The organism is Leifsonia sp. NPDC102414 (assembly GCF_044765685.1).
Taxonomy (GTDB): domain Bacteria; phylum Actinomycetota; class Actinomycetes; order Actinomycetales; family Microbacteriaceae; genus Leifsonia.
Genome location: NZ_JBIWKN010000002.1, coordinates 669,238 through 693,014 on the forward strand (window position 1 = coordinate 669,238; position 23,777 = coordinate 693,014).

Genomic DNA, 23,777 nt, shown 5'->3' on the forward strand with positions numbered 1-23,777 from the left:
AATCTGCCCAATCGGGGATATAGCTCAGGCGGTTAGAGCGCTTCGCTGATAACGAAGAGGTCCGAGGTTCAAGTCCTCGTATCCCCACCACTGTGTTTTGAGAGTCAGGTTTCTTCTCGGATCACAGCCCCTCCGGGGCCTTAGCTCAGTTGGTAGAGCGCCTGCTTTGCAAGCAGGATGTCAGGAGTTCGAATCTCCTAGGCTCCACAGTTCTTCTCACGTCGGCATTCTTCGAGCCGGCACCTCTCACGCGGCTACCTCTCCGGCGGCACGATCGCCCTCGTCGGGAACGGGCTCGAATACGACACGCTCGTCGTGACGCTGCCCAGGGTTCCGATCGTGCCACTGACCTGCTCCAGGTGACGCATCGACGTCGCCACCACCTTCAGGATGAAGCAGTCGTCTCCGGTGACGTGGTGCGCCTCCACCACCTCCGGCGTCTCCGCCAGCAGCTCGTGCAGCGGCGTGTAGACACTGCTCGGGTAGCGCAGGCGCAGGAACGCGAGGATCCCGTAGCCGAGGCGCTCAGGGTCCACCACGGCCCGGTAGCCGCCGATCACGCCCGCCTCTTCCAGACGGCGCACGCGCTCGGCGACCGCGGAGTTCGACATGTGGACGCGTCTGGCGAGTTCGGCGATCGACTGGCGGCCGTCCCGCTGCAGCTCGGCGAGCAGGGCGTCGTCGACCGAATCGGTCATGTATGGCGGATTTGCGGTCATGCGCCGATTCTGCCATCGGATCGACGGCGTTTGGTGTCGAATGCCGGTGAACGTCTCTTCAAACCGACCGCGCGCATCCCTAATCTGTGGTCATGACCATCACAGCCGCAGAAGCAGCCCGCCACTTCGCCAGCAAGCTCGAGTTCGAGACCGACCCTTCCGACGTCCGGGCGGCTCGGGAGGCGGGGGAGCCGTTCGTGCTGGTGGACTCGCGCGGGGATGCGGCCTGGGCTCAGGCGCGTATCCCCGGTGCCATCCACCTGCCCACCGCGCAGATCGGAGAGCGGGCCGCAGCGCTCATCCCGGAGGGGATGCCCGTGGTCGTCTACTGCTGGGGTCCCGGCTGCAACGGCTCCACGCGGGCGGCGCTGCAGTTCAGCCTGCTCGGTTACCCGGTCAAGGAGATGATCGGCGGCTTCGAGTACTGGGCACGCGAGGGCCTCGGCATCGAGAACGACAACGGGCCTGTCGAACGCGGCACGGACGAGCTGACCGCGCCCGTGCACGTGGATGCGATCACCTGCGACTGCTGACTGCCCGCGCTACTTGAGCAGCCGAGACAGCACGCGGTCGGCGAGCGGCTTGCCTCCGGTCTGGCAGGTGGGGCAGTACTGCAGCGTCGAGTCGGCGAAGATCACCTGACGCACGGTGTCGCCGCAGACCGGGCACGGCTGCCCCGTGCGGCCGTGCACCTGCATCCCGAGCTTCTTTTCGCCCTTGAGCTCGGAGGCGGCCAGTCCGTCGGCGCGGGCGAGCGCGTCCCGGAGCGTCGATTGCATGGCCGCGTAGAGTCTGGCGACCTCCTCCGGCGTCATCGACGCCGGCTTGAACGGAGACATCTTGGCCGTGTGCAGGATCTCGTCCGAGTACGCGTTGCCGATGCCGGCGATGATCGACTGGTTGCGCAGCACGCCCTTGATCTGCGCGCGGCCCGCGTCACCGAGGATGCGGGCGAACGCCTCCTCGGTGAAAGCGGGGGAGAGAGGGTCCGGCCCGAGTCTGGCGACGCCGGGGACATCCGATGCGGCGTGCACCACGGAGATGGACAGGCTCTTCTTCGTCCCTGCCTCCGTGATGTCGAGCCCGGAGCCGTCGTCGAGGACGAGGCGCGCGGCGAGGGGCCCCTTGCCGGGCCGTCCGGTGGGCGGAGGGGGAGGAGCGTCGCGCCAGCGGATCCACCCGGCCCGCGCCAGGTGGATGACGATGTGCAGGTCGCCTGCTGCGATGTCGAGGAATTTGCCGTGCCGCGTCACCCCGGCGATGGTCGTGCCGGAGACCGCGGACACTGGGGGATCGAAGGTCTTGAGCGCGGCGAAGGCGACGATGCTGAGCGTGTCGATGACCCGGCCGCGCAGGCGCGCGTCGAGGTCGGCCGCAAGAGCCGTGACTTCCGGAAGTTCAGGCACCCCTCCAGTCTGCCGCGTGCGACCGACAACCGCAGTATGGTGGCGGCATGGACATTCGGGTCGCCGCCTACGGGGTCATCGTCGACAATGACCGGATACTGCTCGCGCACTGGAACGAGGGCGGCCGCTCCGGATGGACGCTGCCAGGCGGCGGCATCGACCCAGGCGAAGATCCTGTGGATGCGGTGATCCGCGAGATCGCGGAGGAGACCGGCTACGAGGCGGTCGCCGGAGACCTGCTCGGCATCGACTCGCACATCGTGCCGGCCGAGGCGCGCTTCGTCGAGGACGCCGGGCCGCTGCACGCGCTCCGGATCGTGTACCGCGCATCCGTGGTGGGCGGCACGCTCACGAACGAGCTCGACGGAACGACGGACGAGGCGCGCTGGTTCCCGCTGCACAGCATCCCGTCGCGCAGGGTCGAGCTGGTCAACGTGGCGCTCGGGATGGCCGGGCTGGCGTAATCAGGCGCGCCGCGGCTCCTCGGACGGAACGATGATCCACATCGCGACGTACGCGATGAACTGAGGGCCTGGCAGCAGGCAGGACAGCAGGAACAGGACCCGCACGGTCGTCGCGCTCCAGCCGAACCGCTGGGCGAGACCCGCGCAGACTCCGCCGAGCACGCGGCCGGAGGTGGGACGGTAGAGAGTGTTCATGCTTCGAGTCTGGTCGTGTGGTCGTGCGCCCGGTATCGGGGAATCCCCCCAATCGACCCTGAGGCAGGCACGAGGGGTGCGGGCGAGCGGGGCACCTGGGCACGCGAAAGGGGTGGTGCCCTCCGGCACCACCCCTTTCGAAGTCGCTGCTACTCGGCGGCGGGAGCCGTCGGCTCCTCGTCTGCCACCCAGAGCTCGTCGTCTGCGCGGAAGGTCTGCCAGACCGCGTAGAGCAGTCCGACGGCCGCGATGGCTCCGAGCACGACCGCGATCACCGTTCCCGCACCGGGGCCGGACGAGTCCGTTGCGGCCTTGGCCTTCTTCGACACGTCCTTGCCCGCCTTCTTGACCTCGCCGATGAAGGCGCGCGCACGCGCATCCCGAGCGTGGTCGACGACGGACATCGCCGTGCCGACGGCGGTGCCGACCGCGGGGATGACATCGCTCACCAGCCGCTCGCGCGCCGCACCGGCCACACGGCCAGCGGTCTGCGTGGCGGGGCGCACGTAGTGCTCGTACCCGTCGCGCACTTTCGGAGCGATCTCTTCGCGCGTGTAGTAGGCAGCCTGCTTGCGAGCCTCCGCCGCGATGGCGTTGGCATTCGCCAGCACATCCTGCTGCTGACCCCAAAGCTCTTCGGCGCTACTGCGCAGGCGCTTGAGTTCCTTCTTCCGCTTCCGTGTCAGGTTCATCTGGACCTCCATTGCGTCGTGTAGCGAACTCACTCCATCTTGCCACCTAAAGGCCTGTGGATGGCCCGAGAGCCCAGAACCCCTGTGCAAGAATTGGTGCCATGTCTAAGCACACCGCTGTCGCCACCCTCCACACTAACTACGGGGACATCAAGGTCAACCTCTTCGGCAATCACGCACCGAAGACGGTCAGGAACTTCGTCGGCCTGGCGACCGGTGAGATCGAGTGGACGCACCCCTCGACGGGCGCCAAGAGCACCGACCCGCTGTACGACGGCGTGGTCTTCCACCGCATCATCCCCGGCTTCATGATCCAGGGCGGAGACCCGCTCGGTCAGGGCATCGGCGGACCGGGCTACCAGTTCGACGACGAGATCAACCCGGAGCTCGACTTCACCGAGCCGTACATCCTCGCGATGGCCAACGCAGGCATCCAGGGCGGTCACGGCACCAACGGTTCGCAGTTCTTCATCACGGTCGCACCCACCACGTGGCTGCAGGGCAAGCACTCCATCTTCGGCGCTGTCGAAGACGAGGCGTCCCGCAAGGTCGTCGACAAGCTCGCCGAGCTGCCGACGGATGCGCGCGACCGGCCGCTCGACGACGTGGTCATCGAGTCGGTCACCGTCGAGCAGGTCTAGCAGCGGCGGGGGCGGGTCGAACGATGTCTCAGCCCGTCGACGCGAGGGCGACCTATTGCTACCGTCACCCGGACAGGCAGAGCTACGTGCTCTGCCAGCGGTGCGGGCGCACGATCTGCCCTGAGTGCCAGACCCCGGCCGCCGTCGGCGTGATCTGCCCTGAGTGCATGGCGCAGCAGCGCGCAGAGGCTCCCCGCACCAAGCCGGCCTGGGTAACCAGGGCGACGGGCCGCGGCTCGCCTGTGGTGACCTATGCGATCATCGCGCTGTGCGTGTTCGTCTTCGTGCTGCAGCAGCTCCCTGGGATCGGCCTCGCGGTCACCCAGGCCATCCAGTACGCCGGGGTGTACTCGACCCCGGTGGCGTTCGAGCCGTGGCGGATGCTGACGACCGTGTTCGCGCACGCGAGCATCCTGCATATCGCGCTCAACATGTACACGCTGTGGATCTTCGGCATGATGCTGGAGCCGATGCTCGGCCGTGCCAGGTTCGCAGCACTCTTCCTGATCAGCGGGTTCGCCGGGTCGGTGGGCGTGCTGCTGATCGCCAATCCGCTTCAGCCGGTGGTGGGCGCATCCGGTGCCATCTTCGGGATGCTCGGGGCGTTCTTCATCATCCAGCGACGGCTGGGCGGCAACGCGACCCAGTTGCTCGTCCTCGTGGCGATCAACCTCGTGATCGGCTTCATCCCCGGCTTCGGGATCGCCTGGCAGGCCCACGTCGGCGGGCTCGTCGGCGGAGCGCTCGTCGGGCTGGTCTACGTCGAGACGCGGAGCCTCTCGCGTCGGCGCTGGCAGCTTCCGCTGTTGATCCTGCTCTCTGTGCTGCTCATCGCCCTGAGCCTCATCCGCTTCCTGTAATTCCTCCCCAGTTCGTGGATAAGTTATCCACAGGCTTATTAACAATGGGGATAATTACACCGGTGTAACTCTCCACAGGCTTATTAACACTGGGGAGAACCACATCCGTGTGATTGTCCTCACTGTGGAGGACACCTGTGAATAACTCTGCGGGCATGACCGGACGGGCATGAAAAAACCCGGGACCGGCCGTAGCCGATCCCGGGCGGAGTATATGAAGCCGGCTAGCGCCAGCGGGTGGTCATGAGGAAGCCGATGAAGGCGATGCCGAAGCCGACGAGGATGTTCCAGGCGCCGAGTGCAGGGATCGGGTACATGTTCTGGCTCACGTAGAAGACGATGATCCACACCAGCCCGAGAAGCATGAAGCCGAACATCACCGGCTTGAACCAGACAGGGTTGGGGGCGTCCTCGCCCGACTGGGCGACGGTGCGCTCGGGCTTGGTCTTCGACTTGGTGCGTGCCATAGCTCCATAGTGTAGCGGGACAGGCTGTGGGAGTCCGAGGGATGCCCGGGGCCATTACTCAGCCAACATCTCCTAGAATCACACATATGACAGCCCCGATCGACCCGCAGCAGCCCGCTGCGCCCACCGGCCGGGTCTGTCGACGCCACCGGGTCACCTTCTTCGGGCTTCTCGGGGAGCTCCTGATCACCGCGGGCGTCCTCGTCCTGCTGTTCCTCGGCTGGCAGATCTGGTGGAACAGTCTGGTCCTCGCCGGCTCGCAGACCAGCGCGGCGCAGGAGCAGAGCCAGAAGTGGCTGGACGAAGCGACCAAGTCGCCGTCTCCGACGCCGGCACCGGATGCGGACCCGACGCAGCCCGCGTCTCCTCCCGTGCTCTCCGAGCCAGCCGACTATCAGCCGTTCGCGGTCATCTACATCCCGCGGCTCGGCGCAGACTGGAAGCGGACGATCCGCGAGACGGTCGACACCGAGCGGGTGCTGAACAGCTACGACGCCGGCGTCGGCCACTACAAGGGCACGGCGATGCCGGGCCAGGTCGGCAACTTCGCCGTGGCGGGCCACGACAGCGGATGGGGGAACACCTTCATCGACCTGTCCAAGCTGCACATCGGCGACCGCATCTACGTTCAGACCAAAGACGGCTGGTACACGTACACGTTCCGCAACTTCGAGTACGTCCAGCCGAGCGCCGTCGGGGTGATCCTCCCTGTTCCGCGGCAGCCGGACGCGACGCCGATCGACAAACTCATGACGATCACCACCTGCAACCCGCCGTTCCACGCGGGAGAGCGGCTGATCGCATACAACGTGTTCCAGAGCTACGCACCGACCAGCGAGGTGCCGAGCGAGATCGCGGCCGCCGTAGCGGCCAACGGAGGGTGACGATGTACGGCGCACTGTGGCGCATCCTGCCCGGACCGTGGTGGGTGCGCGTCCTGATCCTGATCGTCCTCGTGGTGGCGGTGCTCGCCGCCCTGGTAACCTGGGTCTTCCCGTGGGTGGATTCGCTCTTGGGGCCGCAGGAAGGTACCGTGGGGCCGTGACCCGCGTACTCGTCATCGACAACTACGACAGCTTCGTCTACACCCTGAACGGCTACCTCCAGGAACTGGGTGCGGAGACCGACGTCGTGCGCAACGACGACATCGCCGAGGCCGACCTGGGCGCGCGCCTCGCGGAGTACGACGCCGTGCTGGTGTCGCCAGGGCCGGGCAAGCCGGCCGATGCCGGGGTGTCGATCCCCACGGTGAAGCTGGCGCTGCAGACAGGGATGCCGTTGCTCGGCGTCTGCCTGGGACACCAGGCCATCGCCGAGGCGTTCGGTGGCGTCGTCACCAACGCCGAAGAGCTGATGCACGGCAAGACGTCCGAGGTCACCCACGACGACAGCCCGTTCTTCGACGGAGTCGGTCAGCCGTTCACGGCCACGCGCTACCACTCGCTCGCCGTCGTCGACGGCACGGTGCCGGACGAGCTCGTGATCACGGCTCGCACGCCAGGCGGCGTCATCATGGCGCTGCGCCACAGGGATGCGCCGATCTACGGCGTGCAGTTCCACCCGGAGTCCGTGCTCACCGAGGGCGGATACCGGATGCTCGGCAACTGGCTCGAAGTGGCGGGACTGCACGGCGCCGCCGCGGCAGCGCGCGAGCTGAACCCGCTGGTCAAGCTGGTCTAAGCTGCTCGCCGGCGCTAGCCCGAGCAGTACGTCAGGTCGACCGTCGAGCCCTGCGGGACGTCGCCCACCTGCGACTGCGTGTGCACCAGCGGCGCGCCCTTGTCCTGCGGGCAGGTCGCATCCGGTTTGGGGTTCACGACGAGGCCGAGGTCGGAGAGGATGCCGGTGGCCGCCTGCAGCGACTGGCCGGTCAGGTCGGTGACCGTGACCTTGCCGCTGGAGACGGTGAGCGCGATGGCGTCGCCCTCGTGGGCGTTGGCGTTCGGCGCTGGATCGGTGGTGATCACCACATTGGCAGGAACCGTCGATGAGTTCGTCGTCGTCACGGGGCCGACGGAGAGGCCGGCAGCGGCCAGGGCCGCTTTCGCCGCGTCCGTCGTCATGTTGTGCACGTCGGGGACGCTGACCGTCTTCTTGCCCGTCGACACGTAGACCGTGATCGTGTCGCCGGTGGCGACCACGATTCCCGCGCCGGGGTCGGTGCGGGTCACCTGGCCCTCCGGATACGTGGAGCTCGCCTCGGACACCTGGGTCCACTTGAGCTTCATGTCCTGCAACTCGGCCGTTGCCTTGTCGAGCGTCTGTCCCGACAGGTTCGGCACCTCGCGCGAGGTCTCCGGCAGCGTGGTGCTCGGTGCGAGGCGGAGCACCCACGCGAGCACGGCGACGATGACCACAGCCATGATCGCGACACCCGCCCAGATCCAGATGACGGGTGGGCGCCGCTGCGTGCGGACCATCGTCTGGTCCTCCGCGAGCTGGCGGAACGCGGCCTCCGGGCCGGACACGACGCTGGGCGGGGCTCCGAAGAGCGTCTCGCCCACCGCATCCGGTGCCTTGTGGATGGGGACCTTGCCAGAGGCGGCCAGCTCGAGGTCGTCACGGAACTCGGTGACCGTCTGGTAGCGCTCGAAACGATCCTTGGTGAGCGCCCGCGCGACGACGATGTCCATCGCCGGGGAGATCTTGTGGTTGATGGAGCTCGGTTTGACCGGCGCTTCGCTGACGTGCTGGTACGCGACGGCGACCGGAGTGTCTCCGCGGAACGGGGGACGGCCGGTGAGCATCTCGAAGAGCACGACGCCGGTGGAGTACAGGTCGGTGCGCGCATCCACCGACTCGCCCTTGGCCTGCTCCGGCGAGAAGTAGCTCGCCGTGCCCAGGATCGCCGTGGTCTGCGCCACGGTGGCCGAGGAGTCGCTGATCGCCCTGGCGATGCCGAAGTCCATGACCTTGACCTGGCCGGACTTGGTGATCATCACGTTGCCGGGCTTGATGTCGCGGTGGACGACGCCGGCGCGGTGCGAGTATTCGAGCGCGGTGAGGATCCCCTCGGTGATGCGCACGGCCTCCGTGACCTCGAGCGGCCCCTTCTTGATGAGGTCTTTGAGGAGCACGCCGTCGACGTACTCCATGACGATGAAGGGGAGCTGCGCCTCGTGGCCGCTCGGCTCGCGGACGGTCTCCTCGCCGGCGTCGAACACGCGAACGATGGTGGGATGCGCCATGCGGGCCGCCGCCTGCGCCTCCTGACGGAAACGCGTGCGGAAGGCGGGATCGGTCGCGAGCGACGGCTTGAGCAGCTTGATCGCCACGGTGCGGCCGAGACGCGTGTCCTTGCCGCGGTGAACGTCCGACATGCCACCACGTCCGATGAGTTCGCCCACCTGATATCGGCCTGCGAGCAGGCGGCTATCTGGGCTCAATGCGGACTCCTTCCGGGTGGTGGCTCCGGCTAGTGTAGCGGTCTCTGTCTGGGTAACTCCCCCTGAAGCGGGGGCCAGAACATCAGCCGTTCGTCCCTGTTCCCGTTCCTCCATTGTTGTTCCCCCCCGTGGTCGTGCTGCTCTTCACCACATACGGGACAGCAGGCGACTGTGCCGACTCGATCGACTCCCCACAGAAGATCGTGTAAGACAGCTGGTATGTGCCGACCGCGTTCGGCGACCAGGTCGTCGTGGTGGCGTTCACCGGTGTCTGCTGCGTCCCGTTCACATACAGTGCGCGGCCCTTCAGGTCCTGTCCGGCCGGGCAGGTGGCCGAGCCGAACGTGACCGTGATCTTGGGCATGTTGTTCGGGTCGAAGTTGTCGACCTCGCTCGGGTTGGCCGTGACCGTGTCCGTCGGCGTCGGGATGGGCGTCACCGGTCCGAAGACCTTGACCGTGATCGTCGCGCCCTTCTGCACGGGGCCGGTGGGGTTCACCGAGTAGACGGTGTTCACCTGGGCCTGCGCGGTGGCGGCGTTCCCGGTCTGGACGTCGGCGACCATCCCGAGCCCCTGCAGCTTGGCGCGGGCGGCGTCGGCGGTCAGTCCGTCGAAGTCGGCCTCGGTGATCTGCACGGTGTTGCTCGTGGGCGTCGGGCTGGGTGTCGACGGCTTGGTCGTCGGCGTCTGGCTCGCGGTGGTGCTCGGCGTCGTGGGCGGCGGCGTGTTCGGCTGCGCGACGAGCGCGATGATCGTGCCGATCAGCACCAGGGCCAGCAGGGCGATCAGAGCGATCAGCGGCCAGGTCCACGGGCTGCGCTTCTTGGTCGTGGTGGACGGCTCGGCGTCCTGCAGCTCGGTCTGCGTCGTCTGCGCGGACGCAGAGGGCAGGATCGTGGTCGCCTCGGTGGCGCCCGCGTTGGCGGACGGCATCAGCATCGTGGTCGCTCCGCCGAGCACCGCTCCGCCGAGAACGGCGGGCACGGACGCCGCGGCGGCCTGCACATCCCCGCGGCGCAGCGCCTGGGCGGCACGCGCGAGATGCGCGGCGGATGCCGGACGGTCGGCCGGGTTCTTGGCGATGCAGGCGAAGACCAGGTTGCGCACCGGCTCTGCGACGGTCGCGGGGAGCTCTGGCGGCGCCTCGTTGATCTGCGCCATCGCGATGGCGACCTGCGACTCGCCCGTGAACGGGCGGCGGCCGGCGAGGCACTCGTACGCGACGATGCCGAGCGAGTAGATGTCGGTGGTCGGCGAAGCGGGGTGGCCGGAGGCCTGCTCAGGCGACAGGTACTGGACGGTGCCCATGACCTGGCCGGTGGCGGTCAGCGGAACCTGGTCGGCGATGCGCGCGATGCCGAAGTCGGTGATCTTGACGCGGCCGTCCGGCGTGATGAGCAGGTTGCCCGGCTTGATGTCACGGTGCACGAGACCTGCTGCGTGGGCGGCGTGCAGCGCGGCGGCGGTCTGCGCGACGATGTCGAGGGTCTTGTCCGTGCTGAGCACGTGCTCGCGCTCGAGGATGGTCGACAGGGCCTCGCCGGGGACGAGCTCCATCACGAGGAAGGCGCTGCCCTCCTCCTCGCCGTAGTCGAAGACGTTCGCGATGCCCTCGTGGTTCACCAGGGCGGCGTGGCGGGCCTCGGCGCGGAAGCGCTCGAGGAAACCGGGGTCGCCAAGGTATTCGTCCTTGAGGATCTTGATGGCGACGGTGCGTCCGATCACGAGGTCTGTCGCTTGCCAGACCTCGCCCATGCCGCCGATCGCGATCCGCGACTGCAGCTCGTAACGTCCCCCGAAGGTGAGCCCTGCTGTGGGTCTCATTTATTCAGCACCGCCTCTAGTACTTTCTTCGCGATCGGAGCGGCGATGGAGTTACCCGTGCCGTTCTGACCTTGTCCACCGCCATTTTCAACAACAACCGCCACAGCGAACTGAGGATCGTTCGCCGGCGCGAAACCCGTGAACCAGAGCGTGTAGGGGTCGTTGTCCCCGTTCTGCGCCGTTCCGGTCTTACCGCCGACCTCGACCCCGTCTATTCTTGCATTGCTCGCCACGCCGTGATCGACGCCGTCGACCATCATCTGCTTGATCGTGTCGGCGTTCTCCTGGCTGAGCGCCTGGCTGAACTCTTTCGCCTGGAAGCTTTCGAGCGTCTGAAGGTCCGCCGAGCGGATCGAGTCGACCAGGTTCGGGTACATCAGCTTGCCGCCGTTCGCGATCGCGGCCGAGACCATCGCCATCTGCAACGGGGTCGCCTTGTCGTTGTACTGGCCGAACGAGCCGAGCGCGCGCTCCGCGTCGTCGGTGTAGAGCGGGTACACGCTCTTCTCCACCGGGATCGGGATGCTGAGCGACTGGTTGAACCCGAACTTCTCGGCCTGCGAGTGGATCGTCTGCGGGTCCAGCTGCATCCCGAGCTCGGCGAACGGGATGTTGCAGCTCAGGATCTGCGCGGTCGCGATCGACACGGTGGCGCCAGGGCCGCAGGTGGTGAGGCTGTCGTTCTTGACCACGGTGGGCGAGCCGGGCAGCGGGAGGGACGCGACGTTGGGGAGCTGGCTGTCCTTGGTGTACTTGCCTGAGCCGAACGCCGCAGCGCTCATCACCGGCTTGAAGGTGGAGCCTGGCGGGTTGAGGTTGCCGCCGATGGTGCGGTTCGTCAGAGGGCTGCCCTGTGCATCCAGGAGGGCCTGGTAGTTGGCGTTGACCGTTTTGCCGTCGTGACCGGCGAGCGTGTTCGGGTCGAAGTCCGGCTTCGAGACCATCGCCAGGATGCGGCCGGTCTTCGGCTCCATCAGGACGACGGCGCCCTGGTAGCTGCCGAGCGCGTCGTACGCTGCCTGCTGCGCGACGGGGTCGATCGTGGTCTCGACCGAGGCCCCCTGCGGGTTCTTACCGGTGAGGATCGCGTTGACGCGGTCGAAGAACTGCGAGTTCGACGAGCCGCTGAGCTTGTCGTCGAGCGCACCCTCGAGGCCGGTCGGCTCCCCGTTGACGGGGAAGAACCCGGTGACGGACGAGTAGAGCGGGCCGTTGCTGTACACCCGCTGGAACTTGTAGACGTCGTTCGACGGCACGGACTGGGCGATCGGCTGACCGGCGACCAGGATCGCGCCGCGCTGCTGCGAGTAGCTGTCGTTCCTGGCACGGCTGTTGCGCGCATCCGCCGTCAGCGCATCCGCCTGGAACACCGTGAGGATCGAGGTGGACACCAGCAGCGCCACGAACATCAGCAGCACGATCGTGCTGATCCGCTTGATCTCGCGATTCACTCAGCTCACCACCAGACGGGGTTGGTTGCGGACGGTGTCCGACAATCGCAGCAGCAGAGCGACGATGATCCAGTTGGCGACGAGCGACGAACCGCCCGCCGCGAGGAACGGCGTCGTCAGGCCGGTCAGCGGGATGACCCTGGTGACGCCGCCGATCACGATGAAGCACTGCAACGCAACCGTGAACGACAGGCCGACAGCGAGCAGCTTGCCGAAATCGTCCTGACCGGCGAAGCCGATGCGGAGGCCGCGAGCGACGAACAGCAGGTACAGGGCGAAGATCGCGAACAGGCCGGCAAGGCCGAGCTCTTCGCCGATGCTCGCGATGATGTAGTCGCTCTGCGACACGGGGGTGACCCACGGCTGCCCCTGGCCGAGGCCGGTGCCGATCAAGCCGCCGTGCGCGAGGCCGAACAGACCCTGCACGAGCTGGAAGCTGCCGCCGTCCGCGTCGTACACCTTCTGCGCGAAAGGGTTCAGCCAGTTCTCGAAGCGGTCGTGCACGTACACGAGCACCTGGCTGGCGACGACGGCGCCCCCGACGATCAGCAGCAGGCCGAGGAGCACCCAGCTGATGCGGGCGGTGGCGACGTACAGCATCACCAGGAAGAGTCCGAAGATGAGGAGACCGGTGCCGAGGTCGCGCTGGAACACGATGACGGCCATCGACATCAGCCAGACGATCAGGATGGGGCCGAGATCGCGGGCGCGGGGGAACCGTATCCCGAGGAACTTCTTGCCCACCATCGAGAGCGAGTCGCGGTGCTGCACGAGATATCCGGCGAAGAACACGGCCAGGCACAGCTTCGCGATCTCACCGGGCTGGAAGCTGAACGGCCCGATGCCGATCCAGACCCGCGCACCGGAGATCTCCCTGCCGATGCCCGGCAGCATCGGCAGAAGCAGGAGAACCAGGGCGGCGAACCCGAAGATGTACGTGTAGCGCTGCAGCATGCGGTGGTTGCGGAGCACGATGATGACGGCCAGCGCGCAGATGATCGCGATGGCGCTCCACACGATCTGGCGCACGCCGGCGCTGTCCCAGCCGAAGTCCTGGAAGTGGATGTCGATGCGGTAGATCTCTGCGATGCCGATGCCGTTCAGCACGGTCGCGATCGGCAGAAGGAACGGGTCGGCCTGGGGCGCGACGTAGCGGAGGGCGATGTGCATCCCGAACACCAGGACCGACAGGCCGACGCCGAGATACAGCAGGGTGAGGTCCACGTGACCGAGCGCGCCGAGCTGCACGAGCACGACGGCGACGGCATTGATGGCGCAGGCGACGATGAGGAGCGCCAGCTCCAGGTTGCGGAGCTTGGCGGGAAGGCGCAGACGTTTGACCCTGCCGGTGGCCGGCGCGGCCTGGTCGAGCGTCGCAGCGTTACTGTTTGACGGCATCGGCCAACTGATCCACGATCGCTTGCGCCGAAGACAGGCTGTCGGCGTTGATGGTCTGCTGCACGAGCTGTTTGTCGTAGGCGGGGAGCTCATCCACGCTCACGCTCGACTCCTCGTACACGTGGGACAGCGTGATGGGCCCCAGGTTCTGCTGGACACCCTGGAAGATGGCGACATTGCCGGACGGGGATGCGCCGACGAAATACCGGGACTGCGTCCACTGATAGCCGAACAGTGCGGCGAGGGCGATCGCCAGCACGAGGACGATGACGCCGACGAGCCAGGTGATGCGTCTGCGGCGGACGCGGCGCTGATCCTCCTCGATGAGCTCGTCGAGATAGTCCTCCGACTGCGGCTCGAAGTGCGTCGGGCCCGTCGCCGGCCGGATGGGGTGCAGGCGCAGCGACGGGAGGCGGGTGGTGCGCGTGGTCGGCTTGGCCTCGGTGTCGAACGACAGCGGTGCAGCGGCCGAACCGACCGTGACAGGGTCCTTCATCGTCTCGCCGCGGGCGGTGTCCGCGATATCGAGGATGACGACCGTGACGTTGTCGGGGGCTCCGGCGTCGAGGCTCTGCCTGACGAGCTTCTCGGCGACCTGCTTCGGCGCATCCCTGGACGACAGCGCGGCGACCATGTCGTCGTGCTTGACGACGCCGCTGAGGCCGTCGGAGCAGATCAGCCAGCGGTCGCCGGGCTGGGTGTCGAGGGTCCAGGTGTCGATCTCGGGGGACGCATCCACATCGCCGAGCACGCGCATCAGCACGGAGCGGCGGGGGTGGACCATCGCCTCCTCCTCGGTGATGCGTCCGCTGTCGACGAGGCGCTGCACGAAGGTGTGGTCGATCGAGACCTGCTTGAGCTCGCCGTCGCGGAACAGATAGATGCGCGAGTCGCCGATGTGGGCGAGTGCGAGCTGGTCGCCGACGCGCACGATGGCGCTCACGGTGGTGCCCATGCCGGTGAGCTCCGGATGCTCGAACACCGTCTCCGCGAGCAGCGAATTCGCGGCGATCAGCGCAGACTGCAGGGCGAACTCGGCCTCGGAGGCCGTCGCGTACTCCTTGTCGGCCTCGCGGATGCGGTTCACGGCGATGGCGGAGGCGACGTCGCCTCCCGCGTGGCCGCCCATCCCGTCGGCGACGACGAACAGGTCGTGGCCCGCATAGCCGGAGTCCTGGTTGTTGGAGCGGATCTTCCCGACGTGTGAGACGGCCGCTGCCCGGTTCGGTGCCACGTCTACCGTCGCAGCTCGAACGTCGTCGTGCCGATCTTGATCGGGGTGTCGAGCGGGATCTGGGTCGGGACGGTGACGCGTCGGCCGTCGAGGAAGGTGCCGTTGGTGGAGTCGAGGTCCTGGACCATCCACTCGTCGTTCCACAGCAGCAGCCTGGCGTGATGCGTGGAGGTGTAGTCGTCGCGGATCACCAGACCGGACTCGCTCGACCTGCCGATGGTGATCGGGTCGCGGCCGAGCGGCAGCTCCGTGCCCTGGCGGGGGCCGGAGGTGATCACGAGGCGGGTGGCGGACTGGGTGGTGGCCTTGGGCCGGCCGGTTGCGGTGTTCGCGCCGGACGGGAGGTTGGAGACGGGAGCGCTCTGCATGGGCCTCCCCGCTGCCGCGCCGGTCGCGGCCTGGCCCGCCCCACCAGGGGCGGCGACGAACGGGGATGCGGCGGCCGGCGCCGCCTGCGCATCCGGAAGTTTTCGCACGCGCTGACCGAACAGGTCGGTGCGCAGCGCGTAGACGATGCCGAAGACGAACAGCCAGAGCAGCAGGAGGAACCCGAACCGGAGCACGAGGAGCGTCAGCTCACTGGGGTTCACGATTCGCTCCAGAAATTTCCGATGTCGTTGCGCCGCGTCACGTCCTCGGCGAAGCCCTGACCGGCGGACGGGGCGGGCGCCGCCTGCGGCAGCACTCGGAACACGATACGGGTTCGACCGATGGTGATGACGGATTCGGGCTCGAGGATCGCCTTCCGAACGGGCTGGCCGTTGAGCTGCGAGCCGTTCGTGGAGCCGAGATCCTGCACCTGCGCGCGCTGCCCGTCCCAGATGATCTGCACGTGCTTGCGGGAGATGCCGGTGTCGTCGACGGTGATGTCGGCGTCGCTGCCGCGCCCGATGACGGTGGTGGAGTGGGTGATCGGGTAACGCTTGCCGCCGATGTCGAGCACGGGCGTCCACGCGACCGCGCCCTTCACGTTCTCGGAGTCGACCTGCAGCATCCCCTCGGTGATGGACGAGTCCTCCACGAGGTCGATGGAGATGCCGCCGGCGAACTGGTAGTGCTGGGTGGTGGCGTGCTGCTGCACGAACGAGACCAGCTCGTCGGTGAGGGCGGCGCCCATCCCGCGCATCCGCTTGTAGTCGGCGGGCGACATGCGCAGCGCGAACCGGTTGGGCGCCAGGATGCGATCCCGCGTGACGACGGCCGCTTTGGTGTCCAGCTCCCGCCTCAGCGCGCTGGTGAGCTCGACCGGTTGCAGCCCCGACCGAAAGGTCTTCGCGAACGCGCCATTGACAGCACGTTCGAGACCTCTCTCGAAGTTGTCCAGTATGCCCACAGGTCTCCCGCTCCCGGCTCGCCGACTATGAGCATGTTAGTCGGAACGGGTGGGAAGGCACCGAAGGTGGCTGATTCGAAATGAATGCGACGGTCGTGTTAGTCTCTCCTAGTTCGCGCGAGTGGCGGAATTGGCAGACGCGCTGGCTTCAGGTGCCAGTGCTCGAAAGGGCGTGGGGGTTCAAGTCCCCCCTCGCGCACGACGGGTCGATTTCAGAATCCTGCAGAAGGCTTCTCAGAATCGGTCCGAGCGAACGAAGAAGGGCCGGATCGACGGACATGTCGATCCGGCCCTTCGTGTTTTGCCGTTTGCTGTCCACAGCGGACCCTAGCTCTAGGCGGCTCGCGCGCTGCGCGGTAGCTTGTGGCCAGAGACCGCCACTGCGGTGTGGCGGTTCCGGCGAGGGGAATCGGCCATGTTCGATGAGTCTGCGTATGTGATCACGGGTGGCTTCCCGAATGGGGACACGGCGGCGCTCGCGTTCGACGAGGCCGATCTGGTGCGGGCGTTGCACGCGTACCGGTTCTTCTATCCGACCGTCTCGTTCGAAGCGACCTGGCGGGGCAACCTGGATGGCGGCGTCGTGCCGAATCAGGTCTTCCCCGCCTTGAAGGGAACACCGAAGCAGTTCGTCTTCACGCCGAACTCGGACACCCCGTACGGTGCCGTCGCCCTCGACCTGTCGGACGGCCCGATCGTCCTCGAAGTCCCGCCTGGGCCGATCATGGGAACCTTCAACGACCTCAATCAGCTCTGGGTGATGGACTACGGCCTCCCCGGACCCGCGAAGGCCGCGGGAGGCACGCACGTGGTGCTGCCGCCCGGCTGGACCGGCGAGGTCCCGGACGGGATGTATGCCGGGCGGTCGACGACCAACCGGGTTCTCGGGCTCATCCGCGCGATGCCGATCGGTGGAGACATGGAGGCCGCGGACCGGCTGATGCAGTCGGTGAAGGTGTACCCGCTGGAGCCGCGAGACGATTGGCCCGAGACCACCTGGGTCGATCTCTCCCTACTGGACGGCGCCGACTTCACCCCCGTGCGCTGGGAGACCGGGCTGGACTATTGGCGCGTACTGCACGACACCCTGCAGGAGGAGCCGCCCAACCCCGCATACCGGTATGAATACGGAGAGCTGGCGCAGCTCGGCATCGCGCGCGGCGTGCCGTTCGAGCCGGATGCACGGCTGACCGCGATCCTCGAGAAGGCCGCCGCGATCGGCCACGCTCACCTGCTCGCGCAGTCGTTCGCCGACCGCAGCCCGGCCAAGCAGGTCTGGCCGGGCACCCAGTGGGAATGGGCCGTCCTGCGGTCGGACAACGGGACCTTCGACACGCCGGACTATACCGACCTCTACGCCCGCGAGAAGTGGTTCTACCAGGCGCAGGTCGAGTCGCCGGCGATGTTCGCTCGCGCACCGGGAGCAGGCTCCCTGTACTGGCTCGGGCTCCGGTACGCCGACGGGGACTATCTGTACGGAGAGAACTCGTACGTCCTCGATGTTCCCCTCCCCGTGCCGGCGACGCTGTTCTGGTCGATCACCGTCTACGACGCCGAAACGCGGAGCGAGATCCTCACCGACCAGAACTCCGCCGCTCTCCGCTCCATGTACGAGCTCCAGGACCTCACCGGAGACACGGTGCGTCTGCACTTCGCACCGGAGGCGCCGACCGACCCGAGCGACGCGACCAGGTGGATCAAGACCAAGCCAGGCGTCGGATGGTTCGTCTACTTCCGCATCTACGGCCCGGAACCCGCGGCGTTCGACGGATCGTGGCGGCTCCCGGACTTCACGCGGGGTCGCGCGGAAAGACGATGAGCGCCTGCAGCCGGCGCACCACATCCAGGTAGTCGGCGGTCCAGACGAGGCGAACGACGGTGGCCGCCCCGATGGATGCGTCCTCGCCGTCGCGCGAGACCGCATCCGTCAGGCGCTGGTCGAGTCCCGGGTCAGCGTCGAGCGGTGCCGGTGGGTCCGCGCGGGTGAGGAGGTCGCGGCCGAGGTCGTCGTACCAGCGGGTGAGGCGGTCCGCCTGTCGTTGCAGGGACTCGCGGGCACCGTCGAGGTCGCCATGCGCGGGATGCTGCCCGCGCCAGACGTCGATCAGCGAGTCGCCGGCGAGGCGGACACCTGCCACGCCGGTGACCAGTGCCGTCACCTGGGCGAGGGGATGGCGCTTGGTGCCGCGCTCGGACAGGTAGGTGCGGAAGGTGTCGTCGAGGCGCCGGGAGGAGGCGGCGGCGCGGAGGGACTGCGCGGTGGGGCGGGGGACCTCGGACGCCGCGGATTCGCACCTGGTCAAGCCGTAGGAGACCGCAGCGGTGAGGTAGCGCAGGCCGTCTGCGTACGCCTCCGCCAGCGCCTGGCGCAGGGCGGCCGAGGCGCCGCGTGGCCAGAAGAGCACGCCGACGAGCAGGCTGACGCCGCAGCCGATGGCGATGTCCTCGATGCGGAGGAGGCCGACCGTCCAGCCGGTCGGCACGATGATGTTGAACAGAAGCACCAGCGTGATCGTGAACGCCGCCTGGCCGGCGGCGAACGAGATCGCGGCAGGGGCGATGCCCGCCAGCAGGATCGCGAACGGCAGAAGGATCCACAGGGCCACCGTGTTCGTACCGATCGCGAAGACCAACAGGGCGCCGACGATCACGCCGAGCGACGTGCCGAGCACTCCGCGCAGCGCCGTCTGACCCGTGCTGAGGGCGTTGGAGCGGAGCACCGACAGTGTGCCGAGCACCACCCAGAACGAGTGCTGGACGCCCGTGACATCCGCCAGCAGCACCGCGATCCCGAGGGCGGCAGCACCCCGGATGCTGTTCCTCAGCCACACCGAATGCCAGGTGAAGTAGCCGCTCGCCCTCTCCTCGGCGGCCGAGAGCGGGCCCGGAACATCCCCCGGCTGCCTTCCGAGGACGCGCTGCCACCAGGTGCGGCGCTCCCCCCTCGCGGTCAGGGCGATGTTCCTCGCGGCCTGATCGACGGCGCGGCTGAGCTCCTGCGCGCGGAAACCGGGGTCGAGCGCGGAGACCAGTCGGTCGCTTCCGTCGGCGCTCCCCGGCAGCGTCGGCACGGACATCGCCGCCGCGTACACCGCAGCGCGTGCCTGCGCGAGGCGCTGCAGAGCAGCTTCGAGCGGCCCGGGGTCTCCGCCGGTCTGCCGCAGGAGCTCGGCGCCCGCATCCAGTGCTTCGGCAGCGGCGAGCTTCGTCTGCAGAGCAGCCTCGCGAATCGGCGACGGCCGCGACGATCCGATTGGAGGGGACAGCACCGACTGGGAGATCTGCAGGTTCAGCCAGGTGAGCTCGTCGACCAGCCTGACCACCGTGCGTGCCGGTGTGCTCAAGCCGGTCGGGCGGTATGGGGAGGCGAGGAAGACGGACTGCAGTCCGGCGATTGCCGCGTCCGCGACCGCCGTCGCCTGCGTGCGCGCCGTCGCCGGCGCGGGGTCGCCGTCGCCGTGCAGGTAGGCGACATCGGCGCGCAGACGAGTCGCGAGCGCGCGGGCAGCGGCGGCAGCAGGCGCTCGCAGCGGCTCGCGCGCAGGGGCCGGCCACAACACCGCGATGGCGACGAACCCGACGACGGCCGCCAGGCCCCATCCCAGCAGCCGCGGCGGGATGGAGTCGACCGTGCCGGGCAGGGTCACCGGCAGGATGAACGCCAGCAGCAGGGACGTGCTCGCCGACGCCAGCACCGAGCTGACGGTCCCGGCGAACAGCACGGCGAACGCGACCACGGCCATCCCAGCCACGGCCAGCCACACCGGGCGGGATGCGAGCGTCCCGAGGCATACGAACACGGCGCCGGTGACCGCCAATCCGAGCTGCGCCTGGAGCCGTTCGCGCATCGGCCCGGCGAAGTCCACCAGCATCAGCATGGCGAACGACCCGAACGCGGCGAACGTCGCCACCTGCGGGTCGCGGAGGACGATGCTGCAGAACGCGAACAGCAGCGGCATGACGATCGCCGTGCGCGTCGCCCGGCGGAGGGCGGCGTAGCCGGGGTCGTGGCGGGCGAACCAGGCGGAGACGCGCGCGCGCGAGCCCTGTCCGGCCGTCACGCGTGCATCCGATCGTGGTCGGCGGGGCGCCCGGCCGGGTCGACCAGAAGCCCCGGGGTGTCCCTGTCGTCCGCGAACACCTCGGCGCGCACGATCCTGCCGCCGGCCGCGTCCGTCACCTCGTCGAGCAGGCGGGACTTGCCGATCCCCGCCTCGCCACCGAACAGCAGCATCCCCCCTGTGCCGCTCGCCGCTTCGTCGCGTCGGTGCAGGGCGAACGCCATCGCGTCTTCCCGCCCGACGAACAGCGGACAGACTCTGGCCGTGCCGCCGGGAGGCGGCGACCCACCGCGCATGGCGGCAGTGTATCCCCGAACCGTACCGGAGCGGACCGGGATCGGCAGAATGACCGATGCCGTGGCTGCGGCGGGCGGCGAGACTCGCTGCATGGCGCGCGTCCACCCAGGTCTACGAGGTGAGTGTGGAGGTGTGAACGTCGGTCCAGCCTCGGCCCGGCCCCTCGCTCCGGTTCGCTAGATCGGCTAGCTTTGTCAGGTTGGAGCCGCCGTGGCTCCGCGCGGTCGAGAGCGGGGACATGACGAACGAGCAGGCGAGCACATCCAGATGGCGGGCGTTCTGGGAACGCGGCGGCTGGCGGAAGGCCGTGCTCGTCGCCGCCGTCTACATGGCTCTCTATCTCGGCGTCGGCTGGCTGATCGGAAAGCTGTGGGGCGGCGCGATCACCGAGGGCGGCCCGCTGGGAAGCGCGATCAACGTGCTGCTGTACCTGGTGCTGCCGATCGGGATCGGGGCCGTGATCATCGTGGTGTTCCTCCTGCTCTCCGGGCTGGCGCGCCGCGTGTTCGCCGTCCAGCCTGTGCGCGGCCGCTGGTGGATGTGGATCGCCGTCGCGGTCGTCGCATACCCGATCGTGCTCAGGCTGATCGGAATCGACTACGCGTCGTTCGCTCCCGGTGTCGTGCCGCTGACGCTGCTCGCCGGAGTGTTCATCGGTGTTGCGGAGGAACTGGTGACCCGCGGCGCCGCCGTGACGCTGCTGCGCAACGCCGGTCACAGTGAGCTGGTCGTCGCCGTGCTGTCATCGACGATCTTCGCCCTCATGCACACCGCGAACGCGATCGGCGCCGGGTTCACCCTCACCGTGCTCATCACCATCCCGTACACCTTCTGCTTCGGCATCTGCATGTACCTCGTGATGCGCGCGACAGGCAGCATCGTCTGGGCGATCGTCGCGCACGCACTCACCGACCCGACGCTCTTCCTCTCCACGGGCGGCATCGACACAGCGGCGGCCGGGCAGCAGAACGGCTTCCTCATCATCGCGTCGACGGGCAACTGGACCGTGATCCTGATGGGGATCGTCGCCCTGTTCTTCATCCGCGGCCGCGCAGACTACGGAGTCACGGCGACCAGGTCGTCCACCGCCATGACCACGGGAGCGTTTGCGACGCCGCCGGACAAGTAGCCGGTGATCGCTAGCCCGCCTGGCGCCTGCATCCCGGAAGTCGTATCGGTGATCGAGCGCTGCCAGGTGGTCGGCTCCGTCGTGCCGTCCGGCCACGCTCTGGCCTGGATGAGGGTGGGGCTGGTGCCCGTCACGCGCAGGCGCACCGCCAGTTTCGTTCCTGCCACGTAGGTTCCGGTCAGCGCGACGGACGACTGCAGCACCACTTCCGCCCCGCCGTTCGGGTCGACGCGGACAAGCTGCATGGTCACCTTCCCGACCGAGGACACGATGACCTTCGCTTGATACGAGCCGGTGGTGACGACGCGCCTGCCCGACAGGGAGATGTAGACGTTGCCGGAGGACGGCAGCTTGTCGACCGAGATATTGAGGCGGAGATCGGTGTTGGCCGAGTTCACCCCGGCGAGCCTGGTCGTGCCTCCCGAACCGGCCGGCAACTGGATGAAGCCTGCACTGGATCCGACGGAGTAGAGGGATGCGCTCCCCGCGACCGTCCACGGGCCGCCTGTCGGAGCCGTCCCCCAGCCGTTCGCGATGACACGGTCGAAGCCGTCCGTTGCGAGCGAGCCCGCTGGAGGCGGGGGAGCTGTCACGGCGAACGTCTTCGTCGTCGTCCCGCTCGCTCCGCCGTTGTCTGTCACGGTGAGTCTCGCGGTGTACGTTCCGGCTGCCGGGTACGTGTGGCTGGCCGTGCCGCCTGTGCCGGTGGCGCCATCGCCGAAGTCCCAGGCGAACGTGCTGATCGTGCCGTCCGGATCGCTCGACGCGGCACCGTTGAACGAGCACGCCAGGTCGGTGCACGTGTTCGTGAAGCTCGCGGTCGGCGGCTGGTTGCCCCCGCCGCCGCTCGGCGCGATGGTGAACGAGTCGGCGAAGTTCCCCCCGGCCGCCCTCACGAACGACGCACTGAGCTGGGTCGCCGTCGCTGTGACGTCGAGCGAGCCGTACGTCGGCGTGAGGTTCGCGCCGGACTCCGCGGCGAAGTAGTTGGCTTCCGGGTCTGCGGCGTTGATGTTGTAGAGCCCGTTGCCCCCTGTGCCCACCGTCGCGAAAACGGTGCCGGCTCCCTTGACCATCGACGCGTCGGAGTCGGAGACGCAGCTCGCGGAGTATGCGCCTGGCACGATGGCGCTGCACGCCCCTCCGATGGCGAGCTGGTTGGTGCGCTGGTACAGGTGCTCGTGGCCGGTGACGACCAGGTCGACGCGCTTGCCCACGAGGAGATTCATCAGGTCGGCGCCCGCCTCGCAGGCGTACTGGCCCATCGAGAGGCAGGGTTTGTGCATCCCGACCACCACCCACGGGATGTTCGCGGCGCGCGCGCCGTCGATGGCGGCCGCCGTCCAGGCGTAGTGGGAGGTGCCCGCGTTGTATGTCCAGGTGCCGTCGGCGAACGGCAGGCCGGGGGAGATCATCAGGAAGCGCACGAGCGGAGCGCCCTGCGGCACATCCACGTAGTACTGCCGACCGTAGGTGCCGACGGCGCCGGGGAGCTGGTTGGGCAGGCAGGCGCCGAAGTCGTTGATGTTGCCGTTCTGGCCACTGCTCTCGTGGTTGCCGGAGACGAGCTCGAACGGGAAGCCGGCACCGACGGCCTGTGTCACGCTGTCGCACCACGACTGCTCATCGCCGACGGCTCCGTACGACAGGTCGCCCACGGCGAGGTGGAGGTCGGGATGCAACGCGCCGATGCCGGCGAGCACGGCGGTCGCATTGGCCGAGGTGCCGTAGTCGCCGGACGCGGTGAAGTGCACACTCGTCGCGTTGGGGGCGATGCCGGCGGCGCCTCCCGGCGCGGCGAGGACGAGTGCGGCGAGAGTGAGGCCGACGATCGCGGCCGTGGTGGTTCGTCGAGCAGGCATTGGAGCGCTCCTTCGCAGCTCACGACTGTGCTCTGCTGCCACGGAGGCGCGTGCCCCCGTAGAGGCAGTGGCCCTGTGCGGGCCTGGCACTCAGGGTAGCCCCGCGCACGGGTAGAGCGGAAGGAAAACTGAGAAATGCTCGCGAGAATCGCCGCCTGGACTCGTGCTGCGCCAGGCTGGCCGAGAACCCCGGCCTCGGCGAAGGGCCCGGCCCGCTCGTGCTCACTGCGCCGGTCAGCGGCTGGGTGATCCTGCTGGGCGCGAGCGAGACCGTCGCAACACGGCTACGACCCGTTCTTCTACCCGCTGGCGATCCTCGCGGAGCAGGGCGTGACGCTGGAGGTGCTGGCAGAGGCG

Annotated in this window: 24 protein-coding genes and 3 tRNA genes; 12 read left to right on the forward strand and 15 right to left on the reverse strand. The window is 68.1% G+C overall.

The annotated features are described in order from the left end of the window. Nucleotides 1-13 precede the first annotated feature (13 nt). Nucleotides 14-90: transfer RNA gene (locus ACIRCZ_RS11635), tRNA-Ile, on the forward strand. Nucleotides 91-134: 44 nt separating this feature from the next. After that, nucleotides 135-207 (forward strand) — tRNA-Ala (locus tag ACIRCZ_RS11640). Between the two features lie 47 nt (nt 208-254). Here ACIRCZ_RS11640 and ACIRCZ_RS11645 read toward each other — a convergent pair. Next, nucleotides 255-719 carry an Lrp/AsnC family transcriptional regulator gene (locus ACIRCZ_RS11645; RefSeq protein WP_402853155.1) on the reverse strand — a complete coding sequence of 155 codons (465 nt, stop codon included), beginning with the start codon at nt 717-719 and terminating at the stop codon, nt 255-257. Between the two features lie 92 nt (nt 720-811). On the opposite strand from ACIRCZ_RS11645, the gene ACIRCZ_RS11650 reads away from it, so the two are divergent. Continuing rightward, entirely contained in the window at nt 812-1,252 is a 441-nt protein-coding gene (locus ACIRCZ_RS11650; RefSeq protein ID WP_402853158.1) for a rhodanese-like domain-containing protein, read from the forward strand. A gap of 9 nt (nt 1,253-1,261) precedes the next feature. Here ACIRCZ_RS11650 and ACIRCZ_RS11655 read toward each other — a convergent pair whose 3' ends face one another. Continuing rightward, entirely contained in the window at nt 1,262-2,125 is an 864-nt protein-coding gene (locus ACIRCZ_RS11655; RefSeq protein ID WP_402853161.1) for an Fpg/Nei family DNA glycosylase, read from the reverse strand. A gap of 47 nt (nt 2,126-2,172) precedes the next feature. On the opposite strand from ACIRCZ_RS11655, the gene ACIRCZ_RS11660 reads away from it, so the two are divergent. Beyond that, nucleotides 2,173-2,589 (forward strand): NUDIX hydrolase, encoded by a 417-nt coding sequence (locus tag ACIRCZ_RS11660; RefSeq protein ID WP_402853164.1) that lies wholly within the window; start codon nt 2,173-2,175, stop codon nt 2,587-2,589. Here the strand turns inward: ACIRCZ_RS11660 and ACIRCZ_RS11665 are convergent, their stop codons facing one another. Together ACIRCZ_RS11665 and ACIRCZ_RS11670 are read right to left on the reverse strand one after the other, a co-directional pair. After that, nucleotides 2,590-2,784, reverse strand: a complete 195-nt coding sequence (locus ACIRCZ_RS11665) for a PspC domain-containing protein (protein WP_055897147.1) — start codon at nt 2,782-2,784, stop codon at nt 2,590-2,592. It abuts the gene before it with no gap. A gap of 149 nt (nt 2,785-2,933) precedes the next feature. Further along, nucleotides 2,934-3,476 (reverse strand): hypothetical protein, encoded by a 543-nt coding sequence (locus tag ACIRCZ_RS11670; RefSeq protein WP_055898858.1) that lies wholly within the window; start codon nt 3,474-3,476, stop codon nt 2,934-2,936. 101 nt (nt 3,477-3,577) lie between these two features. Here ACIRCZ_RS11670 and ACIRCZ_RS11675 point away from each other — a divergent pair, with 101 nt between their 5' ends. Both ACIRCZ_RS11675 and ACIRCZ_RS11680 read left to right on the forward strand, forming a co-directional pair. Beyond that, nucleotides 3,578-4,117 carry a peptidylprolyl isomerase gene (locus ACIRCZ_RS11675; RefSeq protein WP_055897143.1) on the forward strand — a complete coding sequence of 180 codons (540 nt, stop codon included), beginning with the start codon at nt 3,578-3,580 and terminating at the stop codon, nt 4,115-4,117. A 23-nt stretch (nt 4,118-4,140) separates the two neighbouring features. After that, nucleotides 4,141-4,977, forward strand: a complete 837-nt coding sequence (locus tag ACIRCZ_RS11680) for a rhomboid family intramembrane serine protease (RefSeq protein ID WP_055897139.1) — start codon at nt 4,141-4,143, stop codon at nt 4,975-4,977. 224 nt (nt 4,978-5,201) lie between these two features. Here the strand turns inward: ACIRCZ_RS11680 and ACIRCZ_RS11685 are convergent, their stop codons facing one another. Continuing rightward, complete coding sequence (locus ACIRCZ_RS11685) at nt 5,202-5,444, reverse strand: cell division protein CrgA (RefSeq protein ID WP_055897136.1); 243 nt, start codon at nt 5,442-5,444, stop codon at nt 5,202-5,204. 86 nt (nt 5,445-5,530) lie between these two features. Between ACIRCZ_RS11685 and ACIRCZ_RS11690 the strand changes: the two genes are divergently transcribed. Genes ACIRCZ_RS11690 through ACIRCZ_RS11700 form a run of 3 tightly spaced genes read left to right on the forward strand, consistent with a single transcriptional unit; the run spans nt 5,531 to nt 7,124 of the window. Continuing rightward, nucleotides 5,531-6,328, forward strand: a complete 798-nt coding sequence (locus ACIRCZ_RS11690; RefSeq protein ID WP_402853170.1) for a class E sortase — start codon at nt 5,531-5,533, stop codon at nt 6,326-6,328. Nucleotides 6,329-6,330: 2 nt separating this feature from the next. Then, complete coding sequence (locus ACIRCZ_RS11695) at nt 6,331-6,489, forward strand: hypothetical protein (RefSeq protein WP_200949673.1); 159 nt, start codon at nt 6,331-6,333, stop codon at nt 6,487-6,489. Then, nucleotides 6,486-7,124 (forward strand): anthranilate synthase component II, encoded by a 639-nt coding sequence (locus ACIRCZ_RS11700; RefSeq protein ID WP_402853173.1) that lies wholly within the window; start codon nt 6,486-6,488, stop codon nt 7,122-7,124. Before ACIRCZ_RS11695 ends, ACIRCZ_RS11700 begins: the two co-directional genes overlap by 4 nt. A gap of 14 nt (nt 7,125-7,138) precedes the next feature. On the opposite strand, the gene pknB is transcribed toward ACIRCZ_RS11700, so the two are convergent. The 7 genes from pknB to ACIRCZ_RS11735 all read right to left on the reverse strand — a co-directional run bounded on the left by pknB (nt 7,139) and on the right by ACIRCZ_RS11735 (nt 16,071). Then, nucleotides 7,139-8,830, reverse strand: coding sequence for a Stk1 family PASTA domain-containing Ser/Thr kinase (gene pknB / locus ACIRCZ_RS11705; RefSeq protein WP_402853176.1), 1,692 nt, complete (start codon nt 8,828-8,830; stop codon nt 7,139-7,141). A gap of 82 nt (nt 8,831-8,912) precedes the next feature. Beyond that, nucleotides 8,913-10,655: a serine/threonine protein kinase gene (locus tag ACIRCZ_RS11710; protein WP_402853179.1), complete on the reverse strand. Its 1,743-nt coding sequence runs from the start codon at nt 10,653-10,655 to the stop codon at nt 8,913-8,915. Continuing rightward, the gene (locus ACIRCZ_RS11715; RefSeq protein WP_055897122.1) at nt 10,652-12,106 is read right to left on the reverse strand and encodes a penicillin-binding protein 2; all 1,455 of its coding nucleotides are present in this window, start codon (nt 12,104-12,106) and stop codon (nt 10,652-10,654) included. The genes ACIRCZ_RS11710 and ACIRCZ_RS11715 overlap by 4 nt, the downstream gene beginning before the upstream one ends. Next, nucleotides 12,107-13,504, reverse strand: a complete 1,398-nt coding sequence (locus tag ACIRCZ_RS11720; RefSeq protein ID WP_402853183.1) for an FtsW/RodA/SpoVE family cell cycle protein — start codon at nt 13,502-13,504, stop codon at nt 12,107-12,109. Continuing rightward, entirely contained in the window at nt 13,488-14,738 is a 1,251-nt protein-coding gene (locus ACIRCZ_RS11725) for a PP2C family serine/threonine-protein phosphatase (RefSeq protein WP_055897116.1), read from the reverse strand. The genes ACIRCZ_RS11720 and ACIRCZ_RS11725 overlap by 17 nt, the downstream gene beginning before the upstream one ends. Before the next feature lie 2 nt (nt 14,739-14,740). After that, nucleotides 14,741-15,328 (reverse strand): FHA domain-containing protein, encoded by a 588-nt coding sequence (locus ACIRCZ_RS11730; RefSeq protein WP_402853187.1) that lies wholly within the window; start codon nt 15,326-15,328, stop codon nt 14,741-14,743. Continuing rightward, nucleotides 15,325-16,071, reverse strand: coding sequence for a DUF3662 and FHA domain-containing protein (locus ACIRCZ_RS11735; RefSeq protein WP_055897110.1), 747 nt, complete (start codon nt 16,069-16,071; stop codon nt 15,325-15,327). The genes ACIRCZ_RS11730 and ACIRCZ_RS11735 overlap by 4 nt, the downstream gene beginning before the upstream one ends. A gap of 115 nt (nt 16,072-16,186) precedes the next feature. On the opposite strand from ACIRCZ_RS11735, the gene ACIRCZ_RS11740 reads away from it, so the two are divergent. Then, a tRNA-Leu gene (locus ACIRCZ_RS11740) sits at nt 16,187-16,270 on the forward strand. A gap of 216 nt (nt 16,271-16,486) precedes the next feature. Then, nucleotides 16,487-17,890 (forward strand): DUF1254 domain-containing protein, encoded by a 1,404-nt coding sequence (locus ACIRCZ_RS11745; RefSeq protein WP_402853191.1) that lies wholly within the window; start codon nt 16,487-16,489, stop codon nt 17,888-17,890. Here the strand turns inward: ACIRCZ_RS11745 and ACIRCZ_RS11750 are convergent. Both ACIRCZ_RS11750 and ACIRCZ_RS11755 read right to left on the reverse strand, forming a co-directional pair. Further along, nucleotides 17,862-20,132, reverse strand: a complete 2,271-nt coding sequence (locus ACIRCZ_RS11750) for an FUSC family protein (RefSeq protein WP_402853194.1) — start codon at nt 20,130-20,132, stop codon at nt 17,862-17,864. The genes ACIRCZ_RS11745 and ACIRCZ_RS11750 overlap by 29 nt on opposite strands. After that, nucleotides 20,129-20,428, reverse strand: a complete 300-nt coding sequence (locus ACIRCZ_RS11755) for an ATP-binding protein (protein ID WP_402853197.1) — start codon at nt 20,426-20,428, stop codon at nt 20,129-20,131. Before ACIRCZ_RS11755 ends, ACIRCZ_RS11750 begins: the two co-directional genes overlap by 4 nt. Before the next feature lie 239 nt (nt 20,429-20,667). Here ACIRCZ_RS11755 and ACIRCZ_RS11760 point away from each other — a divergent pair, with 239 nt between their 5' ends. Then, the gene (locus ACIRCZ_RS11760) at nt 20,668-21,558 is read left to right on the forward strand and encodes a CPBP family intramembrane glutamic endopeptidase (protein ID WP_402853200.1); all 891 of its coding nucleotides are present in this window, start codon (nt 20,668-20,670) and stop codon (nt 21,556-21,558) included. On the opposite strand, the gene ACIRCZ_RS11765 is transcribed toward ACIRCZ_RS11760, so the two are convergent. Further along, the gene (locus ACIRCZ_RS11765) at nt 21,486-23,420 is read right to left on the reverse strand and encodes a PKD domain-containing protein (protein ID WP_402853203.1); all 1,935 of its coding nucleotides are present in this window, start codon (nt 23,418-23,420) and stop codon (nt 21,486-21,488) included. The two genes, ACIRCZ_RS11760 and ACIRCZ_RS11765, sit on opposite strands and share 73 nt — an antisense overlap. Between the last annotated feature and the right edge of the window lie 357 nt (nt 23,421-23,777).